The sequence below is a fragment of the Pseudomonas sp. MPC6 genome (assembly GCF_006094435.1).
Taxonomy (GTDB): domain Bacteria; phylum Pseudomonadota; class Gammaproteobacteria; order Pseudomonadales; family Pseudomonadaceae; genus Aquipseudomonas.
Map to the genome: position 1 here is coordinate 3,976,466 of NZ_CP034783.1, position 20,934 is coordinate 3,997,399.

Sequence of the window (20,934 nt, forward strand, 5' to 3'; positions counted from 1 at the left end):
AGCCAACAGAGAGCGCGTGCACCGGCATCCTGGAAAGCGCCGAAGGCTATTATTTCAAGCGTAGCAGCTCTGATCTTGGGTGCTGTATTGCGCCGGGTGTATTGAATTGACTCTGGAATCGTAGACTTATCCGAATGGCTGCTTGCTTGCCAAGCGGTCACTCGCTACAGACCACGAATTACGGGCATTTGTATCTCGGTCTTGACAACCGTCGACTGTAACAGGTCCATGAGTTCGAATCCCATCGCCTCCGCCATCTTTATACGACAAAGCCCTGATTTTTCAGGGCTTTGTCGTTTCTGGGGTTTGGCAAAACCTGCCAGCCCTCACTTCGGCCCACACCTCGGATGAAGTATTGATTCGTCAGATGTCAGTGTTGCGCTGCCTTGAAGCCCTTCGATTTCGCGGGCTACCATTTCTTGCAGGAGCCGCGACGTTGCCTCCTGCTGGGGACCAGGATTCAGGCAACGGCGCGAGTGATAGTGGGAGTAACTAGCTTTATTGAGTGCCTGGGACTGTCCCCCCTCCTCCCTGCCTCCAGAAACCGGACGGTCATCCCCCACACCAAGAGACTGAGTATGGGGGCGATTAGTGGCGGGAGCTATTGCTTGGTGATGCTTTCACTGCCGGGCCAATTCAACAGGCGACGGGTGAAACCATAACTCGCGGCCTGGTAGTGGGCAATCGCACGTGCGACCAGGGGGTCGTCGAGCTGAACCGTCACCTCATGGCTGGCACCCAGCGCGTCATCGTGGCGTCGCAACATCGCTCGGGGGCTGAGGATCGCCAGATCTTTACCATCGAACAGGCCAAGGTGTTGGTAATTACCTACCAACACGCGGGGTGGCAAGGCGGAAGGCTGAAGCAAATTGCGACCGAAGAATGTCGATTCGTAATTGAGGTTTAACAGACCGAGTAGGGTTGGAGCCAAGTCGATCTGACTCGCAAGCTGGCCGTCCTCACGCGCCGGAATGAGCTTGGGCGCATAGATGAACAAAGGGATTTGGTAGTTACGAATCGGAAGATCTTCCTTACCCGCGCTGCCCGCGGTGTGGTCAGCGACAAAGACGAAGATAGTGTCGTTGAACCAGGCTTTATTTCGGGCGGCTTCAAGAAACCTGCCGATTGCATAATCGGTGTATTTCACAGCGCCGTCGCGGCCGTCACCGGATGCAATATCGATCCTGCCTTCAGGGTAAGTGTATGGACGATGATTGGAGGTAGTCATCAGTTGCAGAAGGAACGGTTTTTGGTTGGCAAAATTTTCGTCTGCCAGCTTCAGCGTTTGCTGGTAGAGGTCTTCATCAGCCATACCCCAGGCATTTTTGAAATGGATCTCGGCTTCATCGATGCTGCTTTGATCTACGACCCGATAACCATTGCCGCTGAAGAACGCATTCATGTTGTCAAAATAGCCACGGCCGCCATACACAAACACGCTGTCGTAACCGACGTGCTTCAGCTGTTGGCCCAGGCTGGCGAAACCGCTTTCACGGCCAACCCGTTTGACAATAGAGCGTCCCGGCGTCGGCGGGATAGACAACGTAATGGCCTCCAGGCCGCGGTCCGTCCTGGTGCCAGTGGCATAGAAGTTGTTGAAGTACAGGCTCTCTTTACGCAGTTGGTCGAGGTTGGGCGTCAGGTTGTCGGGGTTCCCATTGCTGCCCATGTACTTGGCGCTGAAGCTTTCGATAGTCACCAGAATAATATTATGTCGCTGGGTCTTATCATTCTGGGTCACGGTACGGCGGACATCGAGCGAATCTTTACCGATGAATTGCACGTTGCCTTCCGCTAGCTCCTGGCGGATGTGCTGGCCAACCACGTCATTCGGCAAGGTGCCATAGAACTGATCGTAGTCCAGCTCGTTGTTGCGAAATGCGGCAAAAAACTGATACGGACCATTACTGGCCAGCTCATGTTGATAGGTGTTGCCGCCTTTGCCACGTGGAGTGTCCTGGTCAACGACCAATAGAACGACAGCACTCAAAGCGAAAATCACCCCGATACTCAGCACGCGTTGGCGCCAGGAAGGCAACGGTGCACCAATCACCCGCTGTAGAGGTTTGTGCAGAGCGATACAAATAGCAACCGCGATAACCGCCAGCCCGCCAAGCAATTTGCCGATTGGGTAGGACTCCAGAATGTTGTTCAACACCTCGTCGGAGTACACCAGATAATCCACGGCAATAAAATTGAAGCGTACGCCGAACTCGTCCCAGAACAGCCATTCAGCCACCGCAGTAAATAACATGGCGAAAACGCTGAGCGTCAGTAGCCCCTGCAAAAACCAGCGGTGAGCACGTGATCGCCACAGCGACGGCGGGCACAGCAGCACATACAGGCTCATCGGCAGCGCAGCGTAAAGTAGGAAGCTCAGGTCGTATAAGGCGCCGATGCCAAAGATCGACGCAAATGCACTACCCGACTCTGAAAGATGAGTGGCGAGTAACACTAGGCGGGTGAGGAAAAAAATCACTAGCCACAGGCCTGTGATCATCAATAGGAAACGCAGAGGGGCTGAAGCGGGAAAACGCATTAAAAACTCCTTGTTGTGCTCCCCTCCAGATTGAAAATTGCTGTGCCGATTGGCCGAAAAGTCGTAAGCATTAAGACGTTCTTGTCTTCGAATGCACTGAGTTACGACCCATTTTGAGGGGACGTAAATCTATCCGACGAATTAGCAAAATTTCGTCAAAACGAAGTCCTGAATTGCGGTCTTGGTGAAAATCAATGCCGCGGCAGCTGCTGGCTCTTCAGACAAGCAAAGCCCCCAATGCACCTCGGCAGCGCTGAAGAGTATCGGGGGAAGCGAGGTACGCAGAGTAGATTTTCCAGTAAAAAACGATTTTATGGTTTACGACTAAACGAATAGAACAAATTTGGCTCCGCCACGACGTACAAATGCCCTTGCGCATCCATGGTTACGCCTTCTGGATTCACCTTGGACGAGAAAAAATCCTTCACGCCTTCGAGCAGACTTTTATAACTGACAAAGCGACCTTCTTTATCCAGCTCAATCAATAATTTGGACTGCTCGCTGAGTAAAACGAGATGTCCAGTGCCCGGATCGTAATAAGCGTCGGCCAGGTCACGCCCGAAAACGCTTTGGTTAACCCATTCAGTTCGATCGATCAAGTTGATGGACAGGTGTCCATTCAAGCTCTTCGACACTCCACCAATTTCATACAACTGGCGCGGATCGCGCTCCTTGATCACAAATAATCGGTCCCCGACAGGGTCATAGGTCACCCCTTCGAAGCCTTTGTTGTTTGTACTCAGGTTGACGCCTACGGTGAGGAACGGCTCTGCACCCTTTCGAAGGGTCGCGGACTTCTCGGGTAGTTGGATAAACGTCAGACGTTGATCACCTTCTTCAGTGACAACGACTCGACCATTGCCCATGTAGGCCAATCCTTCGGTATCGTCAAAGCCCTCAAGCGGATAACGCTCAAGTACATTGCCAGTGCGGTCGAGAGCGACAATTTGCAGCTCGCCGCCATTGGTAATGGCCAGCAACCGATCAAGGTCGTAGTCGTAGGTGATACCCGAGAGGTTATCTTCAATGCCCTCGAGTGGCTTAGCCACTACATCAGGCATAAACCCCGGCAACCACAAACCTGGCTTTACCTCAGCGGAGCTGCCCCAGGTTTGCAAAACAAAGTGATACAGCTGTTGGTGCCAGAAGAAACGGCTGGAAGCCGCCCCAAGCACTCCTAGTGTCAGCAACACCAGAATAACAATGCGCAGCCGATGGCGTCGCTGAGCTTTGCGCAAGACCAAAGCCACACCCAATTCAACATTCATCGAACAACTCCGGCCGTCACAGGGGATGCTTCCACACGAATTGATAAACCTTGTCTGGTGCCGGAGGCTGGCAACTATGGTTGTCCGCATCCGCACCCACCAAGAACCACTCCGCCCTTGAGGTGTCGCCAACACTGCGAGCTTTTTCCGGGTCGTAACAGCGGGCCAAATCCCGTGCGGGCACCAGGGCATAGGCCTGCGGGTGGCTACGAAGCCACATGGCTGAGTGTTCCAGAGATTGGCGGTCCATGAAGCCAAAATGCACTATCGGTTGCTGCGCAAATAACCAGTGCCCCTCACGCCAGCTGACCAGCACCAACTCGGAGTTTCCGGTCAGCCGCGCCACCTCACGCATGATGGTTTCGTGGGGGTTGATGCCTTCTTTATGGGGCTCGATGAAGCCGCGTACCCACCAAGCGCACAACCACACCACGGTCAATACAACAAATACCGTTCTGCCCCTGGGACGCTTGCTGAAACAACGGCGTAGCATCCAGGGAATAAGTGGCGCCACCAACAGAATCAGTGCCGGTAACGCAGGAAAGATATACAGCTTGCGTTTGCCACTGCTCAGGCTGAAAAACAACAACACCAAGACCACCCAACCGAGTAGCACCAACACTCGACCGTCGTGCTTGACCAGTTGCTTACGCCAAGCGGGCACCAGCCATGGGAGCATGAAAAAAATCGGCACCCAATACTTCGGGATAACCTGGACGAAGAAATACCAAAAGGGTTCGCGGTGATCCCAAGCGTTGGAGTACCGGCCAGCCGTTTGTTTCAGCAAGATTTCCTGGGCGTAAGCCAGGCTATCGGAACTGCCCTGCAGCACGATCATCAACAGAGGCCCCAGCCATATCGCGATTGCTGCTAACGCGACCAGCAGCCCTAGCCACCAGGCTCGCGCTTTGCCGGGCATGGGCACCACTCCTTTCCAGCCTTTACGCACCGCATACGCGTATGGGATCAGCATCAACACCGGCAGAAAGCCCACGCCTTTGCTGATGATTCCAAACCCCATGGCTGCACAGGCAACGTAGTACCAACGCCACGCCGGGCCTAGCAATAGATGCCGGCATAGACCATAGATCCCCAGAATTATCCATAGAGCCAGAAAGCCATCAATCTGCCCTGTCCGTAAAATGCTGTAGGTCTGGTAAGTCGCGAGAAACAATATCGCTGCGATTACACCTACACGCCGACCCCACAAGCGACGGCCCAGGTCATACAAGCAGGCCGTAGTAACGGCGCCTGCCAGTAGCGCTGGTAAGTAGAGGGCTACTTTTGGCAGGTGGGTAAGCTGCACGAATAGCGCCACAGCCCACATGAACAGAGGAGGCTTGTCCGCGTAAATTTCGCTAGCGCGATGGGGAATAAACCACGAACCGTTCTGCATCATTTCCAGGGCTACGCCGAGAAAACGCTCTTCATCGACATTTAACGGCTGGCGCCAGCCAAGACCGGCTCCTACCATGACCAACGTCAACACCACAAAAGCCAAAAGTTCTAACCGCGAAGAAGCTAGTCGTATCCGCACCGTCTCAGTCCTTTTTTTCTAATTCGCGGCTTTCCTGCTCGCGATGTTTGGCAATTAACTGCAAATTGCGCAGGTACACAATGAAACCGAAAGACTGGCCGACAATAAAAACCGGGTCCTCGCGGTAGATTGCGTACGCCAACAGCAGCGCGCTGCCAACGATGCTCAGATACCAGAACCCAACAGGAATCATGCTGCGTTTTTTGTATTCGCTGTACAGCCACTGCAGAACAAAACGCCCGGTAAATGCCAACTGGCCAGCGAAGCCAATAGCCAACCACAAAGATTCTTTGCCCATGTCACACCTCGGTTTCTTGTGCGTTGACTTCCAGGCGGGTGCGTTTTATCAGCCACCACACACCGAACAAATCCACAATGCCCACCAGGGCTCGGTCGAGATTTCCGTAGTTGGAAACCCCTGAGCCACGCTCACGGTGGTTCACCGGTTGAATCAACATTCGGCCGTTGTGACGACGGATCAGGGCAGGAATAAAGCGGTGCATGTGATCGAAATATGGCAAGCGCAGAAAAGCTTCACGTTCAATCAATTTGATACCGCAACCGGTGTCGGGCGTTTGGTCCTTCAGCAGGCTGCTGCGCAGGTTGTTGGCAAATCGCGAAGCCCAGCGTTTGCTCGTCGTGTCCCGGCGATTTACACGGTGACCCGCCACCAGTTTTACACCTCCGGGTTTGCCCTCCGAACCACGAACCAGGTCCAGCATTTTCGGTAGATCGGCCGGATCGTTCTGGCCATCGCCATCAAGGGTTGCCAACCAATGCCCACTCGCCACTTCGGCCGCGTGGTAAATCGAGGTGCTCTGCCCGAGGGAACGAGCATGACTGAGTACCCTCAATTGACTGTAACCACTACTTTGTAGCGTTCGTAATTCGGTGGCGGTGGCGTCGGTGCTTCCATCATCGACCACTATGACCTCAAAGGTCTCATTGGCTAGCGCGACACGCACCTCTTCCAATAGCGGAATGAGGTTACCTGCTTCATTTTTTGCCGGAATCAGGACCGACACATATGGCGTTTCGTGCATGACGTTTCCGTAAAAAAGCTGAGAAAGTGAGTGGCTAAACGCCGTAATAGTTGCGGTACCAATCGACAAACGACTGCACACCGGTAGACACCGTGACCTGTGGGCGGAAACCCACGCGGTCCTCCAGTTCGCGAGTGTCTGCCCAAGTGTTAACGACATCGCCTGGCTGCAGCGGCATGAAATTTTTTATTGCGCGGATTCCCAGCGCCTCTTCAATGCACTCGACAAATTCCAGAAGCTTCACCGGCGCGCCAAAGCCGATGTTGTAAACCTTGTTTCGCGCGCCGGTCTCATCGGTCGGTGGCAGCGGTATCAATCGCACAAGGCCCTCGACGATATCGTCGATATAAGTGAAATCGCGAGACATCGCACCGTCGTTGTACACGTCAATAGTGCGACCTTTCAGGATGGCGTCAGTGAATTTGAACAGTGCCATGTCGGGCCGTCCCCAAGGACCATACACGGTAAAAAATCTCAGACCGGTAGTGGGAATGCCATAGAGATGCGAGTAGGCGTGGGCCATCAGTTCATTGGCGCGCTTGGTAGCTGCGTAGAACGACACCGGCTGATCGACAGGGTCGGTTGTGGCATACGGTAAGTGGTCGTTCAATCCGTACACCGAGCTACTTGAGGCGTATATCAGATGCGCCGGCATACGAGCACGACAGGCTTCCAACACATTGAGGAATCCCACCAGATTGCTTTGCGCATAGGTGTCCGGGTGGTCGATGGAATAGCGCACTCCGGCTTGAGCAGCCAGGTGGACGACTTGCTCGAACTCCTTTTCAGCAAACAAATCCAACAACGCTTGCTTGTCGGCGACGTCCAGTAATTGGAACTGGAAATTGCGGCATTCAGCTAGTTGCGAAAGGCGAGCCTGTTTCAGCTCAACGCTGTAGTAGTTGTTGAGGTTGTCGATGCCAATAACCTGATGGCCATCGCTGCATAGGCGCCTGGCAGTATGGAACCCGATAAAACCTGCAACGCCGGTTACCAGTATCCTCATACGCCGCTCCGTCCTTGCGTGCCTTTCCCTATTACGCCATAAGACTGATGCTGCACCCCGTTGATATTTTCGATGCAGATGAGTTCAGAAAACGCGATGGTGAACTGGCCATCGGCACCATGTCTAGCGTCGACAGCTCTCCAGCACATCTGATTGAACATTTTTGTTACGCAGGATGGCTGTGCCAAATCGACATAGCCACTAACAAGAACGGTCACATCCATAAATCACTCTGCTTGGTGGCAAGGCTTTTCTGTACCTACAGAGGCTTATAATCAAAAAGAAATGAAAATTTTGTGAGTGGCACAAGGTGATAGTGAGAAAGCGCAGAGCAATAAGGTGAGCACATCTAATTGAAATGAAAATGACATAGATTAAAGGTATTTTTGACGTTTTTTTCTCATTTTACTCTCTACATTCGCTGCACCTCAAAATATGCAAATGATTCGCATTGATAGGCAGCGAATCTGTGTGCATCACCTCTAAAAAGAATCAGGAACTGCCACAGAATGATCTCCCCTACCCCCTCGTTCTTCAAAATAGCACTGCTAACTACTGCGCTGCTGAGCGCCGGCCAAGTGAATGCAGCAGAGGCAGATGGCATCGTGGTCTACAACGCTCAACACGAAAGCCTGACCAAAGCTTGGATCGAGGGCTTTACCCAGGAAACCGGCATCAAAGTCACCGTACGCAATGGCGACGATACCGAGATGGGGAATCAGCTTGTGCAGGAAGGCGTGGCGTCTCCGGCCGATGTGTTCCTTACCGAGAACTCCCCGGCCATGGTGCTGGTCGACAACGCGGGGCTGTTTGCCCCGGTTTCACCGGCCACCCTGGAACAGGTTGGCGCAGCGTACCGCCCGGCGCATGGGAAATGGGTGGGAATCGCGGCGCGCTCTACGGTGTTTGTCTACAACCCGAGCAAGCTGCCAGAGGCCCAACTGCCCAATTCGGTGATGGATCTCGCGGGGCCGGAGTGGAAAGGTCGCTGGGGCGCTTCGCCGGCCGGCGCGGACTTCCAGGCTATCGTCGCCGCCGTGCTTGCACTCAAGGGAGAAGCCGCGACGCTTGATTGGCTGAAAGCGATGAAAACCAATGCCACCGTCTACCGGGGTAACAGCGCGGTGCTCAAAGCGGTCAACGCCGGGCAGGTCGACAGCGGCTTGATCTACCACTATTACAGCTTTGGGGATCAGGCCAAGACCGGCGAAAACAGCAAGAACACCGCCTTGCACTATTTCAAGCACAAGGATCCTGGCGCGTTTGTCAGTGTCTCCGGTGGCGGCGTCCTGGCGTCGAGCAAACACAAGGAACAAGCCCAGGCGTTCCTCAAATGGATTACCGGGAAAGATGGCCAGGAAGTCCTGAAAACCGGCAAATCGTTCGAATACGCCGTGGGCAAAAATACCGAATCCAACCCCAAACTGGTGCCTTTGCAGCAACTCGACGCGCCGACAGTCGATGCCTCAAAACTCGACAGTAAAAAAGCCGTGGAGTTGATGACTCAGGCAGGACTGCTTTAATTGATGCCTGAAACTTTTCCGGCGGGTGTCGCTGAGGCGATACCCGCGAACTTGCGACGACGATCTCGTGGTCTCTTTACGAGCCGTGGTGGCGGTTGGGTAGTCGGTTTGGCGGTGCTGGTATCGCTGCTGGCGCTGCTACCGATTGTCTTCGTCATCGGTGTGTCGTTCCAGACCGGCTGGGCGACTCTTGTGCCGCTGGTATTGCGGCCGCGGGTCGCTGAACTGTTGATCAACACCATTTTACTGGTGGCGATCACGATTCCATTGTGCGTCACGTTAGGCCTGTCACTGGCATGGCTGACAGAACGCACCAATCTGCCGGGGCGACGCTGGTGGTCGTTGTTGGCGACCGCCCCATTGGCGGTTCCGGCGTTTGTTCACAGCTATGCGTGGGTCAGTCTGGTCCCACCGATTCACGGGCTCTTTGCCGGGGTTCTGGTCTCGGTCATCGCCTACTTCCCGTTCCTGTATCTGCCGATTGCTGCGACCCTGCGCAGGCTCGATCCGGCCATCGAAGACGTTGCCGAATCGCTGGGCCTCAAACCCTGGGCGATATTTTTTCGCGTGGTATTGCCACAACTGCGCCTGGCCATCTGTGGCGGCGCCTTGCTGGTCGGCCTGCACCTGCTGGCCGAATATGGCCTGTACGCGATGATCCGCTTCGACACCTTCACCACAGCAATCTTCGATCAGTTCAAGTCCACCTTCAATGGACCCGCCGCCAACATGCTGGCCAGCGTGCTCGCCCTGTGTTGCCTAGTGATGCTGACCGCAGAATCGGCCGCTCGCGGCACGGCGCGTTACGCCCGGGTCGGGTCGGGAAGCGCTCGGGAGCAGCGGGTTGTGCGCCTGAAATCCGCAACAACCCTCCTCGCGCTGACGCTGCAGATCGTCACCTGCGCGCTGGCGCTGGGCGTGCCATTGGTGACGTTGGGGCACTGGTTGGTGGCCGGTGGCACGCAGGTCTGGCAGATGGCCGAGCTTCTGCAGGCGTTGCAACAGACCCTGCTGTTCGGTGTTGCGGGTGCAGCCCTCACGACCTGCGCCGCCATCCCGATTGCCTGGTTGTCGATTCGCTCTCCGGGCCGGTTGCAACGTGTACTGGAAAGCTGTAACTACATCACCAGTTCGTTGCCCGGGATCGTCGTAGCCCTGGCATTGGTGACCATCACCATCCATTTCGCCCGGCCGATCTACCAAACCACTATCACAGTGTTGCTGGCGTACCTGCTGATGTTTCTTCCCCGCGCCCTGGTGAGTTTGCGCGCAGGCATCGCGCAGGCCCCGGTAGAACTGGAAAACATGGCTCGCAGCCTGGGCCGCTCCCCCGCTCGGGCATTGTGGTTGATCACCCTGCGCCTGGCCGCGCCCGGCGCCGCCGCGGGCGCCGCACTGGTATTTTTGGCGATTACCAATGAGTTGACAGCTACTCTGCTGCTGGCCCCAAACGGCACGCGCACCCTGGCGACCGGGTTCTGGGCGTTGACCAGCGAAATCGATTACGCCGCCGCTGCGCCCTATGCCTTGCTGATGATCCTGCTGTCGCTTCCGTTAACCGGACTTCTTTATCATCAATCCAAACGGACGGCTGGCCGATGAACGCTCTTGAACTCCATTCCATTTCCAAGTCTTACGGCTCCCATCAAGCGCTGGAGAGCATCAACCTGTTGGTGCCGACGGGCAGCCGCACGGTGATTGTCGGCCCTTCGGGCTCGGGCAAGACCACCTTGCTGCGCATGATCGCCGGCTTCGAATTCCCGGACTCGGGCCGCCTTTCACTCAATGGCCAAACACTCGTCGACGACACCCACGAAGTCCCGGCGCATCAGCGTTTGATTGGGTTTGTTCCCCAGGACGGCGCCCTGTTCCCGCACATGACCGTGGCCGCGAACATCGGTTTCGGGCTGTCGATCAAGGGCGGTGCAAAACAGGAGCGAGTCGCAGAGTTGATGGACAGCGTGGCGCTGGATGCGAACATGACTAACCGTTGGCCCCATGAACTGTCCGGTGGCCAGCAACAACGCGTGGCACTCGCGCGGGCGTTGGCGCAACAGCCGCGTTTGATGTTGCTGGACGAGCCGTTTTCGGCCCTCGACACCGGACTTCGGGGAGCCATGCGCAAAATGGTCGCACGGCTACTGACCGACGCCGGCGTCACCACCATTCTGGTCACCCATGACCAGAGCGAAGCCTTGTCGTTTGCCGATCAGTTGGCGGTGATGCGCGACGGTCGGCTTGTTCAGTCAGGCCATCCGCTGGACCTTTACCGCTACCCCGAAGATGAACAAACCGCGCTGTTTCTGGGGGATGCCGTGGTCATGCCGGCGCGGATCGAAGCGGGTTGGGCGCATTGCGACCTGGGCCGGATACCGGTCAACAACCACCGAAACAACAATTCAGCGCAGATCATGCTGCGGCCCGAACAACTGCAACTGGTCGGCGTCCCATCCACCCCCGCCGAGGCCAGCGGATGTCGCGCCGTGGTAACCGAGCGCGAGTTCAGCGGCAATACCTGCACATTGACCGTGCAATTGCAGGCTTTGTCTGCCAATCAGCAATGTCGAACTTTGAGGGTGCGTAGTTCCGGCATGTACGCACCGCCCACCGGTAGCGCAGTGCATGTCTCGGCCATCGGTCATGCCCACGTTTTGAGCGAGCCTTGAATCCTGTCAGGTCAAGATTGAAGATCCGCCACCCTTCACGCCAAGAATCGTGAGGTGGCGCTCTTCGATCATTCGATTGGTCAATAGCGAGATGGTTTTAAATGCATAGCTATCGGGGCACATCACAATAATTACCCGATGCTGTCCAGAGCCAAACTTCTTGCTGCACATTAGAATACCAAGATAACCACAACTACCCACATTAAGTGAACGTATAAAGTCAAAATAGCTGTAAGCCTTTTCCCACCTGTGGTGTGTGATCGATAAGGATGAGGCGCTATCTGCCTGGAATTGCATATAAACGATTTGACGACCGTTTTTTCATGCATCTTTCACAAAATCGAGCTTAACCTCAATCAATACAGGCGAGTTCTCACTTACCCACACGAGCACGAAATATCTACTGGAGTGTTTGATCAAGCCTTTCAGGTAATTGATTGATGCAGCTTTTCTTTTAACGTCTACGCTGTCACTGGATCCATGTTGTCAGCCTCAAAGGTTATTCACTTTTCAGCCAGAGGTGCCCATGACTCAAGCATTTCTTCCGTTTTCCCGCCCCTGTATCGGCGCTGAAGAAATTGCCGCCGTAGAGCAAGTACTGCGCTCCGGCTGGATTACTACCGGCCCGAAAAGCCAGGAACTCGAAGAACAGTTCGCCAACTATGTTGGCTGCAGGCATGCCGTTGCACTTTCTTCGGCCACCGGCGGTATGCATATCACGTTACTGGCATTGGGAATCGGTCCGGGCGATGAAGTTATTACCCCGTCGCAAACCTGGGTGTCGACCGCCAACATGATCTGCCTGCTGGGGGCCACGCCGGTGTTCGTCGACGTGGACCGTGACACGTTGATGAGTGATCTCTGGAGCATCGAAGCGGCGATCACGCCACACACCAAAGCAATCATTCCGGTGCATTACGCCGGTGCCGCGTTTGATCTCGATCCGCTGTATGCGCTGGCCGACAAACACGGCATCCCGGTTATCGAAGACGCCGCGCACGCCGCCGGCACGTTCTACAAAGGACGTCATATCGGATCAACAGGCACGGCGATTTTCTCATTCCACGCGATCAAGAACATGACCTGCGCCGAAGGCGCAATGTTCGTCAGCGACAATGAAGCGCTGGCCAGTCGCGTGCGCATGCTCAAGTTTCATGGCCTTGGTGTCGACGCCTACGACCGCCTGACCCATGGGCGCAAGCCCCAGGCCCAGGTCATGGAACCTGGCTTCAAATACAACCTGGCCGACATCAATGCTGCCATCGCGCTGGTGCAGCTGGAGCGCCTGGACGAGATCAACGCCAAGCGCACGGAACTGGCCCGGACCTATTTGCAACGGCTGGAAAGCCTGCCGGTGCAACCGCTGGCACTGCCCGCCTACCCGCAGCAGCACGCCTGGCATTTGTTCATCCTGCGCATTGATGCCGAACGCTGCGGGCTCGATCGTGAAGCGTTCATGAAGGCCTTGCAAGAACAGGGCATCGGCACCGGCATTCATTTCATCGCCACGCATCTGCACACGTATTACCGCCAGCGTTACCCCGACATCCACCTGCCCAACACCGAATGGAACTCGGCGCGCCTGTGCTCGATTCCGTTGTTCCCCGACATGACTACCGACGATGTCGAGCGCGTGGTCGACGCCATTGAAATCGTTATGGACACATGCCTGTGAAACCTTACCCGATCCATTGCGTGTCGATTGTCATTCCGGTCTACAACGAAGAAGACAGCCTGCCCGAGTTGCTACGACGTACCGAAGCGGCCTGTCAGCAATTAAGACACACATATGAAATTGTGCTGGTCGACGACGGCAGTCGGGACGAGTCGGCGCAAATATTGGAACAGGCAGCATCGGTCAAAGGCAGCCCGGTAGTAGCGGTCATTCTCAATCGAAACTATGGCCAGCACGCAGCAATCATGGCCGGATTTGAGCAGTGCAAAGGCGATGTGGTGATCACCCTCGACGCAGACCTGCAAAACCCTCCGGAAGAGATCCCACGGCTAGTGGCGCAGGCCGAACTTGGCTATGACGTGGTCGCCACGGTGCGTAACAACCGGCGGGACTCTGCGCTACGCCGCTGGCCATCAAAGCTGATCAACCTCGCCGTACAGCGTTCCACCGGCGTGGCCATGAGCGATTACGGCTGCATGCTCCGCGCCTACCGCCGGACCATTGTCGACGCCATGCTCGCCTGTAGCGAACGCAGCACCTTCATTCCGATCCTGGCCAACAGCTTTGCCCGGCACACCACGGAAATTCTGGTGACCCACGCCGAGCGCGAACACGGTGAATCCAAGTACAGCCCGATGCGCCTGGTCAACCTGATGTTCGACCTGATCACTTGCATGACCACCACCCCTCTGCGTTTGCTGAGCATTGTCGGCTTCGCCATGGCCGGCTTGGGCGTGTTGTTCGCCACTGCCTTGATCGTCCTGCGCCTGGTCTTCGGCGCCAACTGGGCCGGCCACGGGACGTTCGTGCTGTTCGCCGTGCTGTTCGTGTTTACCGGTGGCCAGTTCATCGGCATGGGCCTGCTGGGCGAGTACCTGGGACGTATGTACAGCGATGTCCGCGCCCGTCCCCGGTTTTTTATCGAAAAAGTCTTGCGTGGACAACCCGCGTCTCCTCCCCCCGTAGTCACCGTTGACGGCCTCGCCTCCACACCTTCAGTTCAGGTTCTCTCATGAGTGCAAAAGCTGTTGTATTCGCCTATCACGATATTGGCTGTGCCGGCATCGAAGCCCTGCTCAGCGCGGGCTATGACATCGCCGCCGTGTTTACCCACGCCGATGATCCGAATGAAAAAGCTTTCTATGGATCCGTGGCGCAACTCTGCGCACGTAAAAGCATCCCGGTGTATGCCCCGGAAGATGCGAACCATCCGCTGTGGATCGAACGCATCAGCCAACTCAACCCGGATTATCTGTTCTCGTTCTACTACCGCCACCTGCTGAGCGAACCATTACTGGCCATTGCCAGCAAAGGTGCCTTCAATTTGCACGGCTCGTTGTTGCCACGCTACCGTGGGCGGGCGCCAGCCAACTGGGTGCTGGTGAACGGAGAAACCGAAACCGGCGTGACCTTGCACCGCATGGTCAAACGGGCCGATGCCGGCGCAATCCTCGCCCAGAAAGCGGTGGCGATTGAGCGCAGCGACACCGCGCTGAGCTTGCACGGCAAATTGCGGGTAGCCGCCTCCGACCTGCTGCGCGACACCTTGCCGGCCTTGCTTCAAGGCACAGTCAGCGAAACCGCCCAGGACGAATCGAAAGCCACGGTGTTTGGTCGTCGCACGCCGGCCGACGGCAAACTGGTGTGGAAGCGTCCCGCAGAAGAACTGTTCAACTTGGTGCGTGCCGTGACCCAGCCATATCCGGGCGCGTTCTGCGCCGTCGGTGAACACAAGCTGATCGTCTGGAGCGCCGAAGTCGCCAAGGGCAACGAAGGTCAGGCACCCGGCCGGGTGATCAGCTTCGATCCGCTGCGCATCGCTTGTGGCGAAGATTCCCTGGTGATCACCGCCGGTCAGCGCAACGATAACGGCTTGTACCTCAGTGGCCCGCAACTGGCCAACGAGCTGGGCCTGGTAGACGGTTCCATGCTGCGCGGCGCGGAATCCAGTCGCGCCCCACGGCGCACCCGCGTGCTGATCCTTGGCGTCAACGGTTTCATCGGCAATCACCTGTCTGAGCGCCTGTTGCGTGACGACCGCTACGAGGTGTATGGCCTGGACATTGGCTCGGACGCCATTGAACGTTTGCGCAGCCATCCGAATTTCCACTTCGTCGAAGGCGACATCAGCATCCACTCCGAGTGGATCGAATACCACATCAAGAAGTGCGACGTGATCCTGCCACTGGTAGCGATTGCCACACCGATCGAGTACACGCGCAACCCGCTACGTGTGTTTGAACTGGACTTCGAAGAGAACCTGAAACTGGTGCGCTACTGCGTCAAGTACCACAAACGCGTGATCTTCCCCTCGACTTCGGAAGTCTATGGCATGTGCCAGGACGACAAGTTCGACGAAGACAGCTCCAACCTCGTCGTCGGTCCGATCAACAAGCAACGCTGGATCTACTCGATCTCCAAGCAATTGCTCGACCGTGTGATCTGGGCTTACGGCCAGAAAGGCCTGAACTTCACCCTGTTCCGCCCCTTCAACTGGATGGGCCCACGCCTCGACCGCCTGGACTCGGCGCGAATCGGCAGTTCCCGGGCCATCACCCAGCTGATCCTCAACCTGGTGGAAGGCACGCCGATTCGCCTGTTCGATGGCGGCGAGCAAAAGCGCTGCTTCACTGATATTGCCGACGGCGTCGAAGCGCTGGCCCGGATCATCGACAACGACAACGACGCCTGCAATGGCCAGATCATCAACATCGGCAACCCGGACAACGAAGCCAGCATTCGCCAGTTGGGTGAAGGGCTGCTGCGCCAGTTCGAAGCGCACCCGCTGCGCCACAACTTCCCGCCGTTCGCCGGGTTCCGCGATGTCGAAAGCAAAGCGTTCTATGGCACCGGTTACCAAGACGTATCTCACCGCAAACCGAGCATTGCCAACGCCAAGCGCCTGCTGGACTGGACGCCGACTGTAGAAATGAGTGAAACCATCGGCAACACCCTGGATTTCTTCTTGCGCGAGGCCATGCTCGAAATCGCGGACAAGCGCTAATGCGGGCGGGCCTGCGGATCGATGTCGACACTTACCGAGGCACCCGTGAGGGGGTACCACGGCTGCTGGAGATCCTGGATGAAGCGCAGGTCAAAGCGACGTTTTTCTTCAGTGTCGGACCGGACAACATGGGGCGCCATTTGTGGCGCCTGATCCGACCGCAATTCTTCTGGAAAATGCTTCGCTCCAACGCTGCCGGTCTGTATGGCTGGGACATCTTGCTCGCCGGCACTGCGTGGCCCGGCAAGCCGATAGGCCGCGATCTCGGGCATCTGATGCGTCAGGCCCGGGCCGCTGGCCACGAGGTCGGCTTGCATGCCTGGGATCACCATGGCTGGCAGGCCAATGCCGGGCGCTGGAGCGATGGGCAACTGATCGAGCAGATTCGCCAGGGCGTGGACACGCTCAGCGACATCCTTGGGCAAAAAGTCGAGTGCTCGGCCGCTGCTGGATGGCGGGCGGACGAGCGCGTGATCGAGGCCAAGCAAGGTTTCAACTTTCGCTACAACAGCGATTGTCGCGGGCAGATCCTGTTTCAGCCGACTCTGGCCAATGGTGGTTTGGGGGCGCCGCAAATCCCGGTGGACTTGCCGACCTTCGATGAAATAGTCGGCGCGACCGTGGCGGCCAAGGATTTCAACGCTTTCATTCTTGAGCGCTTCAGTCCCGAAAAACTCAACGTTTACACGATTCATGCCGAAGTAGAAGGGATTCTGATGGCCAACGATTTTCGTCAACTACTGGCCGACGCACGCCAGCGAGGTATCCGTTTTCAACCCTTGGGCCATCTGCTGCCCGAGGCGTCCGGCACGTTGCCGACCGGTCGCGTATTGCGCGGCACGCTGGAAGGCCGTGAAGGCTGGGTGGGAGTGCAAGGTTTATGAGCAAACGTTGGGCATTGCCGCTGCTGCTGGGTTTTTTTCTGTTGGCGTACTTACTGCCATTAGGCAGTCATGGCTTGTGGATTCCCGACGAAACCCGCTACGCCCAGATCAGCCAGGACATGCTCCTGAGCGGCAACTGGGTGACGCCGCATTTCATGAGCCTGCGCTATTTCGAAAAACCGGCGGCCGGCTACTGGATGTTCGCCGCCAGCCAGGCATTGTTTGGTCAGAACCTGTTCGGAGTGCGGTTTGCCTCCGCCCTGAGCACCGGTATGAGTGTGTTGCTGTGTTACCTCATCGCTCGCCGGATGTGGAACGAACCGCGCAAGAGTTTTGCCTGCGCGCTGCTGTACATGAGTATCACCGTAGTCGCCGGTGCCGCGGGCTACGCCAACCTCGATCCGCAATTCACCCTCTGGGTCAACCTGAGTCTGGTGGCCCTGTGGTTTGCATTGGACAGCACCAGCCGCAGTCGGCGGCTGTTGAGCTGGGCCGCGTTGGGACTGGCCTGCGGCATGGGCTTCATGACTAAGGGGTTTCTGGCCTGGCTGCTGCCAGTGCTGATTGCCCTGCCCTGGATGCTCTGGCAAAAACGCTGGCGTGAGTTGTTGCTCTACGGCCCGCTGGCGATTGCCGTGGCCATCGCCGTGAGCTTGCCCTGGGTCTTGGCGGTGCATGCGCAGGAGCCCGACTACTGGCGGTTCTTTTTCTGGCATGAACACATTCGCCGTTTCGCTGGCGACGACGCGCAGCATGACGCACCGTGGTGGTTCTATCTGCCGTTGCTGGTGGCGTTCAGCCTGCCGTGGGCGGCGTTGCTGCCTTCGGCGCTGAAACAGGCGTGGCAAACCCGTCGCCAGGCCAATATCGGTTTCCTGTTGCTGTGGCTGTTGATGCCGTTACTGTTTTTCAGCCTCAGCAAAGGCAAATTGCCGAGCTACATCCTGCCGTGCCTGCTGCCGCTATCCTTGCTCCTGGGTCATGCGTTGGCCGACCGACTGCAGCTGAAACAGGGCCGGGCCCTTGGAATTAACGCAATACTGAACCTGATTCTGGGCCTGTTCACTCTGCTGGCCGTGGTCTACCTGCAACTGAAAAAACCTCTCTATGACCATGAGCAACACAACCTGGGGCTGATGGTCATCGGTCTGCTCGGCTGGATCATGGCCAACCTGCTGCAAGCCTTCAGACCTTTGCAATGCTGGACAGCGCCGGCGTTCGGCAGTTTGCTGCTGATCGGGCTGCTGCCAGCCGGATTGCCCAAGTCGGTGGTGGCTAACAAAATGCCCGACCAGTTCATCCTCGAACACCTTCAGGAACTCGGCCAGACCGACACGTTGCTGAGCAATGACCTTGGTGCCGCCGCAGCCCTGGCGTGGCGTCTGAAACGCCCGGACGTGGCGTTGTACAACACGATAGGTGAATTGAAATATGGCCTTGCTTACCCTGACGGGATACAGCAACGGGTCGACCCTAACCAGGTGCAACATTGGATGCGCGAGGCCCGCCGCAGCGGCTCGGTCGGGGTAGTCATGCGCGTCAAGGGTGATGAAGAACTGCAAGAAATCGAACGGCTGCCCAAAGATGGCAAACGCTATGAACAAGGCAATCTGGTCATTCTGATTATCCCTCAGGGTACGTCATGAGCCTGTTGTTGCTGCTGGCCGCCTGCGTGCTGACTTGCCTGGGTCAGATTGCCCAGAAGTGCGCCGTGGAAAGTTGGCGCGCAAGGACGTCGGACTGGAGCGAGAAACTGCGCTCGCCGTGGCTGTGGCTGGCGCTCGGCGCTCTGGGGTTGGGATTGCTGGTGTGGTTGCTGGTGTTGCAGCGCCTCGAAGTCGGCATTGCCTACCCGATGCTGAGCCTGAATTTCGTGCTGATCACCCTGGTCGCCCGTTTCGTTTTCCACGAGACCATCGACCGTCGTCACTGGTTGGGCGTGACCCTGGTGATAGGCGGCGTGGTTCTGCTGGGGCAACACACATGAACCTTCATCGCGGAATCACCTTTGCGCTGGGCAGCGTGGTGCTGGTCAGTGCCGCGCAGTTGGGCATGCGCTGGAGCATGAGTCGCCTGCCTTTCCCTGAAAAATGGCTGACAGCGAGCGTCGATCTGATGGCGGTTGCTGTGGTTCTGATAGCTATGTTTGCCTACGCCTTGTCCATGCTGAGTTGGCTGGTTGCCCTGCGGGACTTGCCGTTGGGCCGAGCCTACTCGCTGCTGAGCATCAGCTACGCCCTTGTCTACCTGCTGGCTGCCAGCGTGCCGGTGTTCAACGAAGATTTCAGCCTCTCAAAAAGCCTGGGGGTGGCCCTGGTCATCCTCGGCGTCATCACCATCAACTATCGACCTGCTCACGCGCCCGAAATCAGGAGTGCCTCATGAAAATCAGTGTATTTGGTAGCGGGTATGTTGGCCTGGTGCAGGCCGCAGTGCTGGCGGAAGTCGGCCACGACGTGGTCTGCATGGACATCGACGAAAAGAAAGTCGAGTTGCTGCAACAGGGCCACGTGAGCATTTTCGAACCGGGGCTCGCAAACCTGGTGCGTGAAGGCCTGGAAAGCAAGCGGCTGCAGTTCACCACCGATGAAAAACTCGCGGTGCAACACGGTCAGGTATTGTTCATCGCAGTCGGCACGCCGTCCCGGGACGATGGTTCGGCGGACCTGTGTTACGTGTTGTCGGTGGGCGAAGCCGTGGCCCGTCATCGCGAGCAACCGGTGATTCTGGTGGAGAAATCCACGGTTCCCGTGGGCACCGGTGATACCTTGCGCGCGCACATCGACAAGTGCCTGATCAAGGTCGGTCGGTTGCTGCAGTTCGAGATCGTCTCCAACCCGGAGTTCCTCAAGGAAGGCTCGGCCGTCGCCGATTGCCGGCGTCCAGACCGGATAGTCATCGGTTGCGAGCGTGATGACGTGCGCGACGTGATGCGGGAGCTTTATGCGCCGTTCAATCGCAACCATGACCGAATAATGTTCATGGATCTGCGCAGCGCCGAGCTGACCAAGTACGCCGCCAACTGCATGCTGGCGACCAAGATCAGCTTCATCAACCAGATCGCCGAACTGGCCGAACACCTCGGTGCCGACATCGAATCGGTGCGCCTGGGCATCGGTGCCGACTCACGCATTGGCTACGATTTTATTTATGCCGGTTGTGGTTATGGCGGCTCGTGTTTCCCTAAGGACATGCGCGCGCTGATCCACAGCGCACAACAAGCTCAATGCTCCAATGATCTATTGCAGGCAGTGGAAGCCATTAACCAGCGACAGAAAAATAAACTGTTCGAGCGCATCAATGCGTTCTACAAGGGTGATCTGCGTGGCAGAACATTTGCCGTGTGGGGCCTGGCATTCAAACCTAACACCGATGACATGCGAGATGCACCAAGCCGGGTGCTCATGGAAGCGCTATGGGAAGTCGGCGCACATGTTCGGGCGTTCGATCCCGAGGCTATGCAACAGACCCAATCGTTGTATCAGGACCAACCCAACCTGAGTCTGATGGGGACACCGGAAGCAACGCTCAGTGGTGCCGATGCACTGATCGTTTGCACCGAGTGGCAGCAGTTCAAGGCGCCGGATTTCGACTTCATCCACAAAAGGCTCAAAGCCCCTGTGATCTTCGATGGTCGCAACCTGTACGACGCAGAGCGTCTCGCACACCGGGGTTTCCAATACTTCCCGATGGGGAGAGGCGATTCGTGCAGGTTGCCGATCCCACACCAAAAGTGGAATGCCAACGTCGCGCTGTGATTATTGAAACCCGGGGCTGGCGTTACGTGGC

Annotated in this window: 18 protein-coding genes; 11 read left to right on the forward strand and 7 right to left on the reverse strand. The window is 56.9% G+C overall.

Features of this window, described 5'->3' with window-relative positions; genetic code table 11:
* Positions 1–601 precede the first annotated feature (601 nt).
* The 7 genes from ELQ88_RS20310 to ELQ88_RS20340 form a co-directional block, all read right to left on the reverse strand.
* Positions 602–2,539, reverse strand: a complete 1,938-nt coding sequence (locus ELQ88_RS20310; protein WP_138967308.1) for an LTA synthase family protein — start codon at positions 2,537–2,539, stop codon at positions 602–604.
* Positions 2,540–2,850: 311 nt separating this feature from the next.
* Positions 2,851–3,807, reverse strand: coding sequence for an SdiA-regulated domain-containing protein (locus tag ELQ88_RS20315; protein ID WP_138967310.1), 957 nt, complete (start codon positions 3,805–3,807; stop codon positions 2,851–2,853).
* Positions 3,808–3,823: 16 nt separating this feature from the next.
* Positions 3,824–5,281: a glycosyltransferase family 39 protein gene (locus tag ELQ88_RS20320; protein ID WP_178084766.1), complete on the reverse strand. Its 1,458-nt coding sequence runs from the start codon at positions 5,279–5,281 to the stop codon at positions 3,824–3,826.
* A 67-nt stretch (positions 5,282–5,348) separates the two neighbouring features.
* A complete protein-coding gene (locus tag ELQ88_RS20325; RefSeq protein WP_138967311.1) occupies positions 5,349–5,642 on the reverse strand; it encodes a lipid-A-disaccharide synthase N-terminal domain-containing protein in 294 nt (97 codons plus the stop codon).
* A 1-nt stretch (position 5,643) separates the two neighbouring features.
* Positions 5,644–6,387 (reverse strand): glycosyltransferase family 2 protein, encoded by a 744-nt coding sequence (locus tag ELQ88_RS20330; RefSeq protein ID WP_138967313.1) that lies wholly within the window; start codon positions 6,385–6,387, stop codon positions 5,644–5,646.
* A 34-nt stretch (positions 6,388–6,421) separates the two neighbouring features.
* Positions 6,422–7,393 (reverse strand): NAD-dependent epimerase, encoded by a 972-nt coding sequence (locus tag ELQ88_RS20335; protein WP_138967315.1) that lies wholly within the window; start codon positions 7,391–7,393, stop codon positions 6,422–6,424.
* Positions 7,390–7,617: a hypothetical protein gene (locus tag ELQ88_RS20340; RefSeq protein WP_138967317.1), complete on the reverse strand. Its 228-nt coding sequence runs from the start codon at positions 7,615–7,617 to the stop codon at positions 7,390–7,392. The genes ELQ88_RS20335 and ELQ88_RS20340 overlap by 4 nt, the downstream gene beginning before the upstream one ends.
* 285 nt (positions 7,618–7,902) lie before the next feature.
* Here ELQ88_RS20340 and ELQ88_RS20345 point away from each other — a divergent pair, with 285 nt between their 5' ends.
* From ELQ88_RS20345 to ELQ88_RS20395, 11 genes are all read left to right on the forward strand, one after another.
* Positions 7,903–8,916 carry an iron ABC transporter substrate-binding protein gene (locus tag ELQ88_RS20345; RefSeq protein ID WP_138967319.1) on the forward strand — a complete coding sequence of 338 codons (1,014 nt, stop codon included), beginning with the start codon at positions 7,903–7,905 and terminating at the stop codon, positions 8,914–8,916.
* A 3-nt stretch (positions 8,917–8,919) separates the two neighbouring features.
* Positions 8,920–10,518, forward strand: coding sequence for an iron ABC transporter permease (locus tag ELQ88_RS20350; RefSeq protein WP_138967321.1), 1,599 nt, complete (start codon positions 8,920–8,922; stop codon positions 10,516–10,518).
* Positions 10,515–11,582, forward strand: coding sequence for an ABC transporter ATP-binding protein (locus tag ELQ88_RS20355; RefSeq protein ID WP_138967323.1), 1,068 nt, complete (start codon positions 10,515–10,517; stop codon positions 11,580–11,582). The genes ELQ88_RS20350 and ELQ88_RS20355 overlap by 4 nt, the downstream gene beginning before the upstream one ends.
* A gap of 526 nt (positions 11,583–12,108) precedes the next feature.
* Entirely contained in the window at positions 12,109–13,257 is a 1,149-nt protein-coding gene (gene arnB / locus ELQ88_RS20360) for a UDP-4-amino-4-deoxy-L-arabinose aminotransferase (RefSeq protein ID WP_138967325.1), read from the forward strand.
* A complete protein-coding gene (gene arnC / locus ELQ88_RS20365) occupies positions 13,254–14,273 on the forward strand; it encodes an undecaprenyl-phosphate 4-deoxy-4-formamido-L-arabinose transferase (protein ID WP_138967327.1) in 1,020 nt (339 codons plus the stop codon). The genes arnB and arnC overlap by 4 nt, the downstream gene beginning before the upstream one ends.
* Positions 14,270–16,261 carry a bifunctional UDP-4-amino-4-deoxy-L-arabinose formyltransferase/UDP-glucuronic acid oxidase ArnA gene (gene arnA / locus ELQ88_RS20370; RefSeq protein ID WP_138967329.1) on the forward strand — a complete coding sequence of 664 codons (1,992 nt, stop codon included), beginning with the start codon at positions 14,270–14,272 and terminating at the stop codon, positions 16,259–16,261. The genes arnC and arnA overlap by 4 nt, the downstream gene beginning before the upstream one ends.
* Positions 16,261–17,145 carry a 4-deoxy-4-formamido-L-arabinose-phosphoundecaprenol deformylase gene (arnD, locus tag ELQ88_RS20375; protein ID WP_138967331.1) on the forward strand — a complete coding sequence of 295 codons (885 nt, stop codon included), beginning with the start codon at positions 16,261–16,263 and terminating at the stop codon, positions 17,143–17,145. The genes arnA and arnD overlap by 1 nt, the downstream gene beginning before the upstream one ends.
* Positions 17,142–18,791: a lipid IV(A) 4-amino-4-deoxy-L-arabinosyltransferase gene (gene arnT / locus ELQ88_RS20380; RefSeq protein ID WP_138967333.1), complete on the forward strand. Its 1,650-nt coding sequence runs from the start codon at positions 17,142–17,144 to the stop codon at positions 18,789–18,791. Before arnD ends, arnT begins: the two co-directional genes overlap by 4 nt.
* Positions 18,788–19,132, forward strand: coding sequence for a 4-amino-4-deoxy-L-arabinose-phosphoundecaprenol flippase subunit ArnE (gene arnE, locus ELQ88_RS20385; RefSeq protein WP_138967335.1), 345 nt, complete (start codon positions 18,788–18,790; stop codon positions 19,130–19,132). Before arnT ends, arnE begins: the two co-directional genes overlap by 4 nt.
* Positions 19,129–19,530, forward strand: a complete 402-nt coding sequence (arnF, locus tag ELQ88_RS20390; RefSeq protein ID WP_138967337.1) for a 4-amino-4-deoxy-L-arabinose-phosphoundecaprenol flippase subunit ArnF — start codon at positions 19,129–19,131, stop codon at positions 19,528–19,530. The genes arnE and arnF overlap by 4 nt, the downstream gene beginning before the upstream one ends.
* Positions 19,527–20,903 carry a UDP-glucose/GDP-mannose dehydrogenase family protein gene (locus tag ELQ88_RS20395; RefSeq protein ID WP_138967339.1) on the forward strand — a complete coding sequence of 459 codons (1,377 nt, stop codon included), beginning with the start codon at positions 19,527–19,529 and terminating at the stop codon, positions 20,901–20,903. Before arnF ends, ELQ88_RS20395 begins: the two co-directional genes overlap by 4 nt.
* The last annotated feature ends 31 nt before the right edge of the window (positions 20,904–20,934 follow it).

Excerpts from the sequence above, each read along its gene's own strand:
- ELQ88_RS20330 (WP_138967313.1), bottom strand. The coding sequence starts at position 6,387 with ATGCACGAAACGCCATATGTGTCGGTCCTGATTCCGGCAAAAAATGAA.
- arnB (WP_138967325.1), top strand. The coding sequence starts at position 12,109 with ATGACTCAAGCATTTCTTCCGTTTTCCCGCCCCTGTATCGGCGCTGAA.
- ELQ88_RS20350 (WP_138967321.1), top strand. The coding sequence starts at position 8,920 with ATGCCTGAAACTTTTCCGGCGGGTGTCGCTGAGGCGATACCCGCGAAC.
- arnT (WP_138967333.1), top strand. The coding sequence starts at position 17,142 with ATGAGCAAACGTTGGGCATTGCCGCTGCTGCTGGGTTTTTTTCTGTTG.
- arnE (WP_138967335.1), top strand. The coding sequence starts at position 18,788 with ATGAGCCTGTTGTTGCTGCTGGCCGCCTGCGTGCTGACTTGCCTGGGT.
- arnD (WP_138967331.1), top strand. The coding sequence starts at position 16,261 with ATGCGGGCGGGCCTGCGGATCGATGTCGACACTTACCGAGGCACCCGT.
- ELQ88_RS20320 (WP_178084766.1), bottom strand. The coding sequence starts at position 5,281 with ATGGTAGGAGCCGGTCTTGGCTGGCGCCAGCCGTTAAATGTCGATGAA.
- ELQ88_RS20395 (WP_138967339.1), top strand. The coding sequence starts at position 19,527 with ATGAAAATCAGTGTATTTGGTAGCGGGTATGTTGGCCTGGTGCAGGCC.
- ELQ88_RS20310 (WP_138967308.1), bottom strand. The coding sequence starts at position 2,539 with ATGCGTTTTCCCGCTTCAGCCCCTCTGCGTTTCCTATTGATGATCACA.
- ELQ88_RS20315 (WP_138967310.1), bottom strand. The coding sequence starts at position 3,807 with ATGAATGTTGAATTGGGTGTGGCTTTGGTCTTGCGCAAAGCTCAGCGA.
- arnA (WP_138967329.1), top strand. The coding sequence starts at position 14,270 with ATGAGTGCAAAAGCTGTTGTATTCGCCTATCACGATATTGGCTGTGCC.
- ELQ88_RS20340 (WP_138967317.1), bottom strand. The coding sequence starts at position 7,617 with ATGGATGTGACCGTTCTTGTTAGTGGCTATGTCGATTTGGCACAGCCA.
- ELQ88_RS20335 (WP_138967315.1), bottom strand. The coding sequence starts at position 7,393 with ATGAGGATACTGGTAACCGGCGTTGCAGGTTTTATCGGGTTCCATACT.
- arnF (WP_138967337.1), top strand. The coding sequence starts at position 19,129 with ATGAACCTTCATCGCGGAATCACCTTTGCGCTGGGCAGCGTGGTGCTG.
- ELQ88_RS20345 (WP_138967319.1), top strand. The coding sequence starts at position 7,903 with ATGATCTCCCCTACCCCCTCGTTCTTCAAAATAGCACTGCTAACTACT.
- ELQ88_RS20355 (WP_138967323.1), top strand. The coding sequence starts at position 10,515 with ATGAACGCTCTTGAACTCCATTCCATTTCCAAGTCTTACGGCTCCCAT.
- ELQ88_RS20325 (WP_138967311.1), bottom strand. The coding sequence starts at position 5,642 with ATGGGCAAAGAATCTTTGTGGTTGGCTATTGGCTTCGCTGGCCAGTTG.